This is a genomic window from Arthrobacter sp. Sr24 (genome assembly GCF_054511175.1).
Window position 1 is genome coordinate 1 of the sequence record NZ_JBTNDB010000011.1, and the last position, 13,446, is coordinate 13,446.

Below are 13,446 nucleotides of genomic sequence, written 5' to 3' on the forward strand. Positions count from 1 at the left end.
TAACGTACCGGCAGGTGCTGTCCTCCTCATCGAATGCCGCCCCCCCCTTTACCTTCGCCTCTCCCCCCACCTCACCCCCCCCACCACAGGAGCGAGTGTCCCGTTAGGACAGATTTGCCACTGACGGGTACAACGGGTGCGCTGCGGCCAGAACCTCAACGCGGGCACGCAGACCGGAGAGGTCCGTGGAAGCGTCGGCAATGAGCGCCTCGGCAATGATGTCCGCAACCTCCACGAAGGCAGCCTCACCAAATCCGCGAGTAGCCAGTGCCGGGGTACCAATGCGCAGCCCCGAGGTGACCATCGGCGGACGCGGGTCAAACGGCACGGCGTTGCGGTTGACGGTGATGTCAATCGCGGCCAGGCGATCCTCGGCCTCCTGACCGTTCAGTGCGCAGTCGCGCAGATCCACCAGGACAAGGTGAACGTCGGTGCCGCCGGAAATCACGGAGATTCCCTTGGCTGCAACGTCCGCTTCCATGAGGCGTTTGGCCAGGATGGCGGATCCTGCCAGAACACGTTCTTGACGTTCCTTGAATTCCGGGGTTGCCGCAATCTTGAACGCCACTGCCTTGCCAGCAATAACATGCTCCAACGGGCCGCCCTGCTGTCCGGGGAACACTGCCGAGTTGATCTTCTTGGCAATGTCGGGATCGTTGCTCAAGATGATGCCACCGCGCGGGCCAGCCAACGTCTTGTGGGTGGTGGAGGTGACCACGTGTGCGTGCGGCACCGGTGAAGGGTGCAGCCCTGCAGCCACCAGACCGGCGAAGTGCGCCATATCCACCATGAGGTAGGCGCCCACCAGATCCGCGATGCGGCGGAATTCGGCGAAGTCCAGCTGACGCGCGTACGCGGACCAGCCGGCAACAATCAGCGCCGGCTTGTGTTCGAGCGCCAGGCGCTCGACCTCTGCCATATCTACCTGATGGGTATCTTCACGCACCTGGTAGGGCACCACGTTGTACAGCTTGCCGGAGAAGTTGATCCGCATGCCGTGGGTCAAGTGGCCGCCATGGGCCAGGTTCAGACCCATGATGGTGTCGCCAGGCTTGATCAGTGCATGCATGACCGAGGCGTTAGCCTGGGCACCGGAGTGCGGCTGAACGTTCGCGAAGCTGGCACCGAACAGATCCTTGACGCGGTCAATGGCCAGTTGCTCAATGACATCGACGTGCTCGCAACCACCGTAGTAACGGCGTCCCGGGTAACCTTCTGCGTACTTATTGGTCAGAACCGAGCCCTGAGCTGCCATAACAGCTGCCGCGGTGTGATTTTCAGACGCGATCATTTCTAGGCCGCTACGCTGGCGTGCCAGCTCAGCGTCAATCTCAACCGCTACGTCCGGATCGAGCTCTGCCAGTGTGGCGTCCAAGCTCGGTGAGACTACCTGGACGAAGTCCGTGGCCGCCCCCACGCCGCTCACAGCTCGCCGCCGTTGGCAGCTGCGTAGTCTTCTGCGCTGAGCAGCGGTCCGTCAGATTCGACGTCGACCTTGAACAGCCAGCCTGCACCGTAGGGATCGGTGTTGATGATGGCCGGATCATCAATGGCACCGGAGTTGGTTTCGGTGATGACGCCGGTGACGGGTGAGTACAGATCCGAAACGGACTTCGTTGACTCGATCTCGCCGCATACTTCACCGGCGGTGACGGTGGCGCCGACCTCGGGCAGGTCAACGTACACAATGTCGCCCAGGGCATCTGCGGCCACGGCGGAAACACCGATAGTGGCAGGGCCCGCGCCATCGCGGGCAATCCACTCGTGCTCTGCGGAGTACTTAAGTTCTGCTGCTACCTTGCTCATGATGATCCTTAGGGTCTGGTGCGAAAAGGTTGGAAGGTGTGTGGTCTAGGCAGGCTCGGCCATCTGTGGCCGAGCCTGCCTAGATACCGGAACTACTTTTGACGCTTGTAGAAAGGAAGCGCAACTACTTCAAAAGGCTCAGCCTTGCCGCGCAGATCCACATCAAGCTTGGTGCCAATTTCGGCGTATGCCACGTCTACATAAGCCATAGCTACGGGGTAGCCAAGGGTGGGGCTGGGCTGGCCAGAGGTGACTTCACCAATAACGGCGCCGTCGTTCATGACTGAGTAGTGTCCGCGTGCTGCACGGCGCCCCAGTCCCTTCAGGCCCACGAGCTTACGGCCAGAGGTGACGCCGTCGCCCGATTCCTTGATGGCGGCCAGTGCAGCCTTGCCCACGAAGTCGCTTTCCTTGGCCAGCGATACCACCGGACCCATACCAGCCGAGTAGGCGTGGCCTGAGACGGACAGCTCGTTGCCGTAGAGGGGCATGCCAGCTTCCAGTCGAAGGGAGTCGCGGCATGCGAGGCCGGCCGGGACCAGGCCCTGATCGGTGCCGTTCTCCAGCAGTACCTGCCACAGCGCCGCAGCGTCGGCATTGGGTACGTAGATCTCGAAGCCGTCTTCACCTGTGTAACCGGTGCGGGCCAGCAGGAGGTCCTGACCGTTGATGCTCACGTAAGCAGCTGCGTAGTATTTCATCTCCGTCACCAGATGGTGCTGATCTTCCGGGACCAGCGTCAGCAGAATCGCTACCGCGTTGGGGCCCTGCACGGCGACGAGCGAAATCTCGCTGGTGACGTCTTCGACGACGACGTCGAACCCGGCGGCACGCTCGGCCAGCAGTTCTGCGACGACGGCTGCGTTACCTGCGTTGGGGACTACCAGGTACTTCTCATCGCCAAGGCGGTAAGAAATCAGGTCATCCACAATGCCGCCGGCAACGTTGCAGATCAGCGAATACTTGGCCTTGCCCACGGCCACGGCGGACAGCTTGCCAGCCAGTGCGTAGTCCAAGAATGCGGCTGCGTCGGCACCGGTGACCCAGATCTCACCCATGTGGGAGAGGTCAAAGAGACCGGCAGCTTTGCGCACTGCGTGGTGTTCTGCGAGTTCGGAGGAGTACTTCAACGGCATCTGCCAACCACCGAAATCGGTGAAGGATGCTCCAGCTTTCTGGTGCTCGCCGTAAAGTGCTGTGTATTTCTCAGTCATGGCAATTCCTTTGCGGTGGTGGTTAGTCTTCGAAGTCTTCGATGGGAGGGCAGGAGCAGACCAAGTTGCGGTCCCCTGCTGCACCATCGATGCGGCCAACGGGCGGGAAGTACTTGTCTTGGCGCAGGGCAGAAACGGGGAAGACGGCCTGCTCACGAGAGTAGCCACGAGCCCAGCTGGAATCGACCACGGCAGCAGCCGTGTGCGGTGCGTTGCGCAGAGGGCTGTCCTCGAGTGCGAACGCGCCATCAGCGACCTGATCGATTTCGGCACGGATGCTGATCATGGCCGTGATGAACCGGTCGATCTCAGCCAAGTCCTCAGACTCGGTGGGCTCCACCATGAGGGTGCCCGATACCGGGAAGGACAGGGTGGGAGCGTGGAAGCCGTAGTCGATGAGGCGCTTGGCCACATCTTCGGCGGTCACACCGGTCTTAGCGGTCAGATCACGCAAATCCAAGATGCACTCGTGAGCAACCAGGTCACCGGCACCGGTGTACAGCACCGGGTAGTGCTCGTTGAGCTGCGAGGCAATGTAGTTCGCAGCCAACAGCGCGGACTTCGTAGCTTCGGTGAGTCCCTGAGCGCCCATGAGCTTGACGTAGGCGTAGGAGATGGGCAGGACGCCGGCGGAACCGAAGCGAGTGGCCGAGATCGGAACACCGGTTCCTGCGATCGAGCCCGAAGCGTTGGCGTCTCCTGGCATGAACGGAGCCAGGTGTGCCTTGGCTGCAACCGGACCTACGCCGGGGCCGCCACCGCCGTGCGGGATGCAGAAAGTCTTGTGCAGGTTCAGGTGGCTAACATCGCCGCCGAACTTTCCGGGCTGTGCCAAACCAACCAGTGCGTTGAGGTTTGCACCGTCAACGTACACCTGGCCACCGGCGGCGTGGACGGCGTCGCACACATCGGTCACATCGGCGTCGTACACACCGTGGGTGGACGGGTAGGTGATCATGATGGCTGAGAGCTGATCCTTGTGCTTCTCAATCTTGGCAGTCAGATCTGCGTGGTCAATGGTGCCATCTGTTGCCGTTGCGACAACAACAACCTTCATGCCTGCCAGAACAGCAGATGCGGCGTTGGTGCCGTGGGCCGACTGCGGGATGAGGCAGATGGTGCGCTGATCGTCACCGCGGGAGAGGTGGTAGCCGCGGATAGCCAGCAGGCCGGCGAGCTCGCCCTGTGAACCAGCGTTGGGCTGGATGGAGACCTGATCGTAGCCGGTGATCTCAGCCAGATCGGCTTCCAAACCGCCGATCAGTTCACGCCAGCCAACGGTCTGTGAGTCCGGAGCGAAGGGGTGAATGGAGGCGAATCCGGGCCAGGACATGGCTTCCATCTCAGCCGTTGCATTCAGCTTCATGGTGCAAGAACCCAAAGGGATCATGGTGCGGTCAAGCGCCAGGTCGCGGTCGCTGAGGCGGCGGATGTAACGCAGCATCTGGGTTTCGGAGCGGTGGGTGTTGAAGACCGGGTGGGTCAAAAAGTCCGAGACACGCACAGTGTCAGCGGGCAGTGCGAAGTCTGTGCTGCTACCCGCATCCGTGCCGTCTCCTGCCGGAGCAGCACCAAACACGGCGGCAACGCGGGCCACAATGTCCGCCGTCGTGGTTTCATCAACGGAAATACCGACGTGATCGGCGTCGATGGGACGCAGGTTGATGCCGTCGCGCTCGGCGATAGCAATCAGGGCGTTGGCGCGGCCCGGTGCGCGGACCGTGAGCGTGTCGAAGAAGGAGTCATTGACCAGTTCGACGCCGGATCCCTGCAGTGCCGCTGCCAAGGTGCGGGCGTGGCCGTGAACGGTTTCGGCAATGGCCTTCAGGCCGGAGGGGCCGTGGTAGACGGCGTACATGGAGGCAACGATGGCCAGCAATGCCTGCGCAGTACAGATGTTGGAGGTGGCCTTCTCGCGGCGGATGTGCTGCTCGCGAGTCTGGAGTGCCAAGCGGTAGGCCGACAATCCGGTGTTGTCCTTGGAGACACCTACGATGCGGCCAGGCAATGAACGCTCCATGCCGTTGCGGACAGCCATGTAAGCTGCGTGCGGTCCACCGAAGAACAGGGGCACGCCGAAGCGCTGGGCAGTTCCAACAGCGATGTCAGCGCCCTGCTCGCCGGGAGGGGTGATCAGCGTCAGTGCGAGCAGATCGGCGGCGACGGTCACCAGTGCGCCCTGCTCCTTAGCAGCTGCAATGACCGGTGCGTGGTTGAAGACGCGGCCGGATACGCCAGGCTGCTGCAGAACGATGCCGTTGATGGCACCTTCTGGCAGGCCCAGGGAGAGATCAGCAACTTCAACTTCGAAGCCAAGGGCTTCGGCGCGGCCCTTCACGATGGCGATGGTCTGCGGCAGCAGATCAGAGTCCAGGACGGTCTTAGCGTCTCCGGCTCCCTTGGTCTTGTTGGAGCGGCGCATGAGCAAAACGGCCTCAGCGACGGCGGTTGCTTCATCGAGCAAAGACGCGTTGGCAACGGGGAGTCCGGTCAAGTCGCTGACCATGGTCTGGAAGTTCAGCAGCGCCTCGAGGCGGCCCTGAGAGATTTCCGGCTGGTAAGGCGTGTACGCCGTGTACCAGGCAGGAGCTTCGAGGATATTGCGCATGATCACCGGCGGCGTCACGGTGTCGTAGTAGCCCTGGCCGATCATTTGCACGGCCATCTTGTTCTTGGCTGCGAGTCCGCGCAGCTGGGCCAAAACCTCAACTTCGCTCAGAGCCGAGGACAATGCCAGCGGTGTGCTCTGACGGATGGAATCGGGAACGGCCGTATCAACGAGGGAGTCGACGCTGTCATAGCCGATGGCCTTGAGCATGGTCTCGATGTGCGACTGCTCGCGGGCACCGATGTGGCGATCGGCGAACACGGTAGGAAGGGATTGAATCGTCAAGGGGAACTCCAAGGTACGGCCGGGCGGAAAGCTCGGCATGAGTGGGGTTCCTCCCCGCTCTGTCTTGGACCTGAGAGATTCCGCGAATTTGAGATCCGCTTTGCACCGTCGGTGAACTCGGTTTCCCGAGCTGCTTTCCAGAGTTGCCTCGCCATGACGGTACGGGTGCCTGAGAGATTCCTGGGGAGGATTTGCTCCTACGGCGCCTCACACATTGCTGGGAGGACTCTCCCGCCACGGTTCAAAAGGCATATTCAAATGTAGGTGATTCTTGCCACACACTATCTGATGGCTCCCACTTGGCGCAACTCTCCCACCAGGAATCTCATCTCCCAGCCCCTGAGTTTCCCCTGAGCGGCGAAACTCAGGGGCCGTAGTAATACTTTTCATGGCGTTACTGTCCATTTTTTGGATTCATCCGTGGTGCCTCATGTCAATATGCTCGCGAAATGATTACTGCGTGCCTCTTCTATTGTGCTCGCGAAATGCTCATGCTGCGTGGGGTGCTTGGGAGTAGGTCTTGGCTGCTGCCGCCCGGATCAGTCGTTGCTGGATCTCATTGATCTGGTTCGTCAGCTCGGCCAGATCCAGACTGGCGTAGATTTCCTCCATGTGGTGGCGTTGGGGTTCGAGCATGATTCCGGTGTCCTTGATGCGTTGGGCCGGCGTGCGGGGATCATCGTAGCTACGCACCGATTTCCCCTTGCCGCTGAGGTGGTATCCGGTAACTTTCTTGGTCGGCAGGAACAGGTTTTTACGTGCGTTTACCAGCGGCCAAAGCTCGTTGAGCAAGCGAAGTTCCGTCTCGGTGTCGTAGCGGTAATTGAACGCTGATCGGCGCACGATAGCACCGTTTTTTTGCTCAACGAACGGGTTGTCGTTCGAGTGGTGAGGCCGGGAGCGGGTCATGCGAATGTTATGGGCATTGCACCATGTAGTGACCGCCGTGTTGAGGAACTCAGAGCCATTGTCGGAATGCACGTGATCGAGGGGGTACGGGAATTCATCCTGGATTTCTTCCATCGCGGCCGCCACCCATTTGGAGGCTTTGTTCCTGATCGCCCGGTTGATCGTCCACCCCGTGAAGGGATCGGTGACGGTCAGTGTGAACGCGTATTGGCCCTTGGCACTGTTACCGCAGTGAGCGACGGTATCGATCGCGACCATCCCTGGCTGCCAGTCAATGTCCGGGATGCGGGACATGATCGCCAATGACCTCGGTGTACTGGTTCCGCCGGGACCGGGTCGTTGATTTCCCATCCGGATACATCGAAAGCTTGAACGGTGCCAGCAGCCGGTCAATCGTGGCCGCACTCATCGTTAGCAACTGGGTGCGGACTTCCGGGCTGTAACGGGTGCGCACCCGTCCGAAGGCGCCGGAATCGATATGGGCGTCCATGTTGACCAGCGTGGCATCCATGACCGCGGCCAGGTACTTCCCACAGGGCTGGCCCGCCACGACCCAGACCTGCTGAAGAACCTTTAGCGTGTCATAGCCATACGTCGGTGGTCTGGGCCTACGGGCCACGATACGGGCCGGACCACGCCGCTTGAAGGCACGACCAAGCTGACGGCGCGCGTTCGCCCTAGACCACCCAATCTCAATGACTAACCGGTCAAGGATCTCACCCTTGCCCTTCTTAGAAGCCCGGAAATACTGCCCAGCTTCCTTCTTCGAAATTTCCCTGCGCGCTGATAACGACATCCCGTAGTCCATCCCTCCAGCACACCAAAGCACCCGAACATGCACCAGAGATTTCGCGAGCATTTCTCAAATGAGGCACGCACCCCATTTCGCGAGCACTTTAGATGAGTCTCGTCGTCATCTTGCGCACAGGCTATAGTCAGGCTAATCTGTGACTCGCGTCACCCTTTATATTTTAGTTTTTGCAGTGCCTATGATCCGCGGCGGGAGAGTCCTCCCAGCAGTATCGGAAGGCGCCGAAGGAGCAAACCCTCCCCGGGAATCTCTCAGGCCCCAGTACCGCCACGGCTAGGCAACTCTGGAAAGTAGTCCGGGAAACCGGCTCACCGACGGTGCAAGCGTTCACTAGTTTTTTTAGTGGCGCGGAAACTCTCAGGTCCCATACAGAGTGGGGAGGAAAAAATCTTCGTGGTGCTCCATGCCACCTGAACGAAGGAATTCCTTTGACTACTCACCAGACCGCGCCCACCTCGGGCGAACCACCTCAGCTTGAGCGCCAACTCAGCAACCGCCATATCCAGCTCATCGCCATTGGCGGTGCCATTGGAACCGGCTTGTTTATGGGTTCGGGCAAAACCATCTCCGCCGCCGGACCTTCGGTGATCTTTGTGTACATGATCATCGGATTCATGCTGTTCTTCGTCATGCGAGCCATGGGCGAACTCCTGCTCAGCAACCTCCACTACAAGTCCTTTAGCGACTTTGCCGCAGACCTGCTGGGCCCCTGGGCCGGCTTCTTCACCGGCTGGACCTACTGGTTCTGCTGGGTTATCACGGGCATCGCCGACGTCATCGCCATCGCCGCCTACTCGGACGTCCTTATGCCAGGAATCCCGTTGTGGATCCCGGGCGTGGTCACTGTAGGAATCTTGCTGGTGCTGAACTTGACCACGGTGAGGGCCTTCGGTGAGACAGAATTCTGGTTTGCTCTTATCAAGATCATTGCCATTGTCGCGCTGATCGTAGTGGGTCTGGTCATGATCTTCAGCCGCTTCCAGTCTGAATCCGGAACCGCAAGCTTCACAAACCTGTGGGAGCACGGCGGATTCTTCCCCAATGAATTCATGGGCTTTGTGGCCGGGTTCCAGATCGCTGTCTTCGCTTTCGTAGGTATTGAGCTAGTCGGTACCACCGCTGCTGAGGCCAAAGATCCGGAGAAGAACCTGCCCAAGGCCATTAACTCCATCCCCATCCGTATCCTGCTGTTCTATGTAGGTGCCTTGGTCATCTTGATGTCGGTCATTCCCTGGACGCAGTTCGCAGCCGGCGAGAGCCCGTTCATCGCCATGTTCGCCTTGGCTGGACTCGGGGCAGCCGCCACCATCATCAACTTGGTGGTACTAACGTCGGCGATGTCCTCAGCAAACTCTGGCATCTACTCAACGTCTCGCATGGTTTATGGTTTGGCCATGGAAGGCGATGCCCCGGCTAGATTCGCCAAGCTGTCTAGCCGCAAAGTCCCCAACAACGCCTTGTTCCTCTCGTGTGTATTGCTGCTCTCCAGCATCATCTTGCTGTACGTCGGTGAAGACATCACCAAGGCCTTTGAAATGGTCACCACAGTAGCCGCTGTTTGCTTCGTCTTCGTCTGGTCCATCATTTTGGCCAGCTACTTGGCCTTCCGCAAACGCCGTCCCGAACTCCACGACGCATCCAAATTCAAGATGCCTGGCGGTAGGCCCTTGGTGTACGTGGTCTTTGCTTTCTTCGCCTTTGTACTGTGGGCGCTGACCACTCAGACCGACACATTGATTGCTTTGCTGGTTACACCTATTTGGTTCATTGCCTTGGCCATCGTCTGGTACTTGGTAGGCAAAACCCCCAACCATCTGGCCCGTTACCGCAAGTTCAAGGAAGACCTGGAAACGGAGGCGAAGGTGGAAGCGGGTGCCGCGGCTGCCCGTCGCTTGGAGAATGAATCGGAGTCCGGTCGATGACCGCGGTGCCCACAGCGCCGTCGAGCGTTCACAGTGAGATTCCCGCAACCGGAGAAGGGTTTGTTCTGACGCTTGACTGCGTCGAGAATCCGGGCATTGTGCACGCGGTTGCACAATACCTGCTCGATCACGGCTGCTATATCGTGGATATCAAGCAGTTCGGTGACCAGCAGGTGCGGCAATTCTTCATGCGGGTGCACTTCCTAGCCGCCGCTGATGGGCCCTCTGCCGATCAGCTGCGCAGCGAATTCTCCCCGATCGCGCAGCAGTGGGGCATGAGCTGGCGGCTGGAACCACAGGCTAGGAAGGAACGCATCCTGGTCATGGTGTCCAAGTTTGGCCACTGCCTCAACGATCTGCTCTTCCGGGCCCGTACTGGAGAACTTCCCGTGGAGATCGTGGCTGTTGTCTCGAACCATGAGACCCACAAGGCTTTGGTGGACTGGCATGGGATTCCGTTCCACCACATCCCGGTGACCCCTGAAACGAAGCCAGCCGCAGAGGCCGCGTTGCTGGAGCTGGTGGATCAATACACGGCTGAATTGGTGGTGCTGGCGAGGTACATGCAGGTTTTCAGTGATGACCTGACCAAGGTGCTATCCGGGCGTGCCATCAATATTCACCACTCCTTCCTGCCTAGCTTCAAGGGTGCAAAACCGTACCATCAGGCTTACGATCGCGGAGTCAAAACGGTCGGAGCCACGGCTCACTATGTCAACGCTGAACTGGATGAGGGGCCGATCATCGCCCAACAAGTCATCGAGGTGGATCACACCTACAGCCCTGCCGATCTGGTGGCAGTGGGCAGGGACGCCGAATGCAAGGCTCTGACCAACGCCGTGCGATGGCATGCCGAGGGCCGGATCATTCTCTCGGGGAATCGCACAGTAGTTCTGCGATAACAGCTTCGCCCCAACCGTCCATGGCCCCCGCCGTCGATGGGGAATGGTTGGGGCTAGGCTGGGAGTCGGACCTTCGGATACGCAGGACGTTTCCAGCAGCTTGTGAAAAGGGATACTACAAGGATGAATCGTGGCTGAAACACACGGCCCCGTTCATCCCGTTCATCCCGCGGCGGGTCCGGGTCCCGTTCCGGGTCCGGCGGTTATATGGGACGGGCACTCGCGTGGCAGTTCAGGGTATCGCCGGATCTTGGCGGCGCTGGCGTGTGCCGGAGTGGCAACGTTCGCCCAGCTGTACTCGCTACAGGGCTTGCTGCCTCTGGTTTCGCGAGAATTCAATGTGACAGCGGCACACGCTTCACTGACGGTTTCAGTCGCAACGATCGGCCTTGCCGCAGCAGTTTTGCTATGGTCGTTTGTCGCCGACCGTTGGGGGCGTGTGCGCACCATGGGGCTGGCGGTTATTCTGGCCACCATCATGGGGCTGTTAGTGCCGGCTGCGCCAACTTTTGAAGTTCTGCTGCTTCTGCGAGCGCTGGAAGGCGCAGCCTTGGGCGGCATCCCGGCCTTGGCGATCGCCTACCTCAGCGAAGAAGTCAGGCGCTCCAACGCAGCCGCCGCAGCGGGCGCCTACGTTGCTGGCACCACGCTGGGCGGCCTCTTTGGCCGCCTGTTGGCCGGACCTGTGGCGGATATAGCCGGTTGGCGCATGGGAACGCTCGCCGTATCACTTTCCGCGGCAGCTGCGGCTGTAGCTTTCCTTGTTCTGGCGCCCCGTCCGAAGGGGTTCACTCCCTCACCCCGTGTGGGCTTTGGCGCCGTGTTGGGTAAGTTGCTTCCCCCGTTACGCAGCAGTTCCTTGGTGGCCTTGTACGCCCAGGCTTTCCTGTTGATGGGCGCCTTTGTCAGTGTGTACAACTATCTGGGTTTCCGTTTGGAAGCACCGCCCTACCTCTTTCCAGCATCGGAAGTCGCGCTGCTCTTTCTGGCTTACTTGGCAGGGACGCTCTCCTCACGGGTGGTGGCCGGAATGGCCGGGCGCTGGGGTCGTCGTGCGGTGTTGTTGGTGTCCATCGGTGTCATGGTGGGCGGGCTGGCTCTAACACTGGCCAGCCCGATCGTCCTGATTTTGTCCGGGTTGGTGTTATTCACGGCAGGGTTCTTTGGCGCGCACAGCATCGCCTCGGGATGGACCGGAGCACTGGCAACTACTGGCCGAGCCCAAGCGTCCTCGCTCTACAACCTCAGCTACTACGCCGGTTCCAGCGTTATCGGCTGGAGCGCAGGCTTGGTGTTCCAACAGTTTGGGTGGAGTGCTATGGCCGCTGCGCTGGCCGTTCTCGCTGGTGGTGCGGCCCTGATTGCGGCGCTATTACTTCCCAAGCACAACGCCCTGGCCCATCCAGTGTCTAGCTGACCAGCTCACCTGCACTGCGGTGCATGCGTAGCGCCTCAACCACGGGGTACAGCATCAGTACGCCGAGGACGGCGAACGTCCATTGGTAGCCCGCAACAGGCGCAGCGTCCGCTGTCCCTGCCAAAATCGCCTCGGCCGCCCGCAGAATCAGAGCACCCACAGCAATTCCCAGACCAGTGGCCACCTGGGCGATCGTGGATGACAACGTATTAGCTCCAGCCATTCGAGCCTTTGGCACGTCCATGAACTGCAAGGTGTTGTAGGCGCTGAAGCCAATGGAGCGCAGCACCCCGCTGGCAAAGAGGACCGCCGCGATGACGGCCAGTGGCGTATCGGGGTTCAGGAATGCGCAGGCTACCAGCGTCAGTGCCCCACCAGTATTGCTGAGCAGCAGCACACGGCGATACCCGAAACGCCGGATCATGGGCGAGGTGGCCGGCTTGATCAGCACGTTCCCAGCGAATACGGCCATGGTCATCATGCCGGCATCGAACGCGCTCCAGCCGAATCCGATCATGAACATCAGCGGTAGTAAGAACGGCACGGCATTGATCACCAGCCGGTAGAGCGCACCGCCGCGGTTGCCCACCAAAAATGTGGGGATTCTCAGGGCATGCAGGTCCAACAGGGGGTGGTGTGAGCGTCTAAACCACCACAGCGCCGCCACGGCCCCAGCCACTGCCAGCACAAACCAAAGTACGACGCCGACCCAAGGGGTGGGTGCGGCTCCCACCAGTTCCATGCCAATCACCAGTGCGGCCAACGCGGTGCCGCACAGCAGGAAACCGACCCAGTCCGGCGGCGGTAGCTTTCTGGCCCTGATGTCCGGGACAACTCTGGTGGCGACAATGAAAGCAAAGATTCCCAAGGGCACGTTGATGAGGAAGATCCAGTGCCAGCTGGAATACGTGACCAGCAGTCCGCCCAGCACCGGGGCGATGACGGGTGCTATGAGTGCGGGCCAGGTCAGGTAAGCGATGGCTTCTAGGAATTCTTTCCTATCGGCTTCCCGCAGCACCACCAGCCGCCCTACCGGCACCATCATGGCCCCGCCCATTCCTTGAATCATCCGGGCTCCGCACAGAAAAAACAGGTTCGGGCTCAGTGCACATAATAGGGAGGCGATGGTAAAGATGGCGATGGCGGAGGTGAACACGCGCCGGGCCCCGAAGCGTTCAGCCAACCAACCGCTGATTGGAATACCCACAGCCAAGGTGATCAGGTAGGAGGTCATGGCCAGGTTGATGTCCACCGGACGGACGTTCAAATCTTCAGCAATGGCGGCAGCAGCTGTGGCGATGATGGTGCCGTCCAGGATCTCCATGAAGAACGTTCCGGCAACCAAGAGCGCCAAGGCGCGACTAAAGGAACTACTGCTTACCGATGTCTTGCTCCGAAAACCCACGGCACCCAGCCTATACGTGGTCGGCGGCGACTGTGGCGGCGACTCTGGGAATTCAATTGGGAATCGAGACAGCAGCTGATGCGAGGAAAATACGATTTTCATCGCATCAGCTGCAGTCTGGAATTCAACAACTGCATTATGTGCGGTTTCGATCGGGGAGCTTCGTT

10 protein-coding genes and 2 riboswitches are annotated in these 13,446 nt (G+C 60.1%); of the genes, 3 read left to right on the top strand and 7 right to left on the bottom strand.

The features are described from left to right. Positions 1-103: 103 nt before the first annotated feature. From glyA to ACX80D_RS09145, 6 genes are all read right to left on the bottom strand, one after another. Positions 104-1,426 carry a serine hydroxymethyltransferase gene (gene glyA / locus ACX80D_RS09120; protein ID WP_459322344.1) on the bottom strand — a complete coding sequence of 441 codons (1,323 nt, stop codon included), beginning with the start codon at positions 1,424-1,426 and terminating at the stop codon, positions 104-106. Further along, positions 1,423-1,806 (bottom strand): glycine cleavage system protein GcvH, encoded by a 384-nt coding sequence (gene gcvH, locus ACX80D_RS09125; protein ID WP_459322345.1) that lies wholly within the window; start codon positions 1,804-1,806, stop codon positions 1,423-1,425. Before gcvH ends, glyA begins: the two co-directional genes overlap by 4 nt. A 92-nt stretch (positions 1,807-1,898) precedes the next feature. Further along, positions 1,899-3,020 (bottom strand): glycine cleavage system aminomethyltransferase GcvT, encoded by a 1,122-nt coding sequence (gcvT, locus tag ACX80D_RS09130; RefSeq protein ID WP_459322346.1) that lies wholly within the window; start codon positions 3,018-3,020, stop codon positions 1,899-1,901. Between the two features lie 22 nt (positions 3,021-3,042). After that, positions 3,043-5,952, bottom strand: coding sequence for an aminomethyl-transferring glycine dehydrogenase (gene gcvP, locus ACX80D_RS09135; protein WP_459322347.1), 2,910 nt, complete (start codon positions 5,950-5,952; stop codon positions 3,043-3,045). 108 nt (positions 5,953-6,060) lie between these two features. Further along, positions 6,061-6,157, bottom strand: a riboswitch (glycine riboswitch). A 245-nt stretch (positions 6,158-6,402) separates the two neighbouring features. Continuing rightward, positions 6,403-7,116, bottom strand: a complete 714-nt coding sequence (locus ACX80D_RS09140; RefSeq protein WP_459322348.1) for an integrase catalytic domain-containing protein — start codon at positions 7,114-7,116, stop codon at positions 6,403-6,405. Beyond that, the gene (locus ACX80D_RS09145) at positions 7,094-7,618 is read right to left on the bottom strand and encodes a hypothetical protein (RefSeq protein WP_459322349.1); all 525 of its coding nucleotides are present in this window, start codon (positions 7,616-7,618) and stop codon (positions 7,094-7,096) included. The genes ACX80D_RS09140 and ACX80D_RS09145 overlap by 23 nt, the downstream gene beginning before the upstream one ends. A gap of 194 nt (positions 7,619-7,812) precedes the next feature. Further along, positions 7,813-7,910: riboswitch (glycine riboswitch) on the top strand. A 151-nt stretch (positions 7,911-8,061) separates the two neighbouring features. Between ACX80D_RS09145 and cycA the strand changes: the two genes are divergently transcribed. From cycA to ACX80D_RS09160, 3 genes are all read left to right on the top strand, one after another. Next, the gene (cycA, locus tag ACX80D_RS09150; protein ID WP_459322350.1) at positions 8,062-9,555 is read left to right on the top strand and encodes a D-serine/D-alanine/glycine transporter; all 1,494 of its coding nucleotides are present in this window, start codon (positions 8,062-8,064) and stop codon (positions 9,553-9,555) included. Beyond that, on the top strand, positions 9,552-10,457 hold the full coding sequence (purU, locus tag ACX80D_RS09155; protein ID WP_459322351.1) for a formyltetrahydrofolate deformylase: 906 nt from the start codon (positions 9,552-9,554) through the stop codon (positions 10,455-10,457). The genes cycA and purU overlap by 4 nt, the downstream gene beginning before the upstream one ends. Positions 10,458-10,662: 205 nt before the next feature. Next, complete coding sequence (locus ACX80D_RS09160) at positions 10,663-11,874, top strand: MFS transporter (protein ID WP_459322433.1); 1,212 nt, start codon at positions 10,663-10,665, stop codon at positions 11,872-11,874. On the opposite strand, the gene ACX80D_RS09165 is transcribed toward ACX80D_RS09160, so the two are convergent. Then, positions 11,867-13,279, bottom strand: a complete 1,413-nt coding sequence (locus tag ACX80D_RS09165; protein ID WP_459322352.1) for an MFS transporter — start codon at positions 13,277-13,279, stop codon at positions 11,867-11,869. The genes ACX80D_RS09160 and ACX80D_RS09165 overlap by 8 nt on opposite strands. Between the last annotated feature and the right edge of the window lie 167 nt (positions 13,280-13,446).

Coding starts and splice junctions, on each gene's coding strand:
- gcvH (WP_459322345.1), bottom strand. CDS start 1,806: ATGAGCAAGGTAGCAGCAGAACTTAAGTACTCCGCAGAGCACGAGTGG.
- gcvT (WP_459322346.1), bottom strand. CDS start 3,020: ATGACTGAGAAATACACAGCACTTTACGGCGAGCACCAGAAAGCTGGA.
- gcvP (WP_459322347.1), bottom strand. CDS start 5,952: ATGCCGAGCTTTCCGCCCGGCCGTACCTTGGAGTTCCCCTTGACGATT.
- ACX80D_RS09140 (WP_459322348.1), bottom strand. CDS start 7,116: ATGTCCCGCATCCCGGACATTGACTGGCAGCCAGGGATGGTCGCGATC.
- ACX80D_RS09145 (WP_459322349.1), bottom strand. CDS start 7,618: ATGTCGTTATCAGCGCGCAGGGAAATTTCGAAGAAGGAAGCTGGGCAG.
- purU (WP_459322351.1), top strand. CDS start 9,552: ATGACCGCGGTGCCCACAGCGCCGTCGAGCGTTCACAGTGAGATTCCC.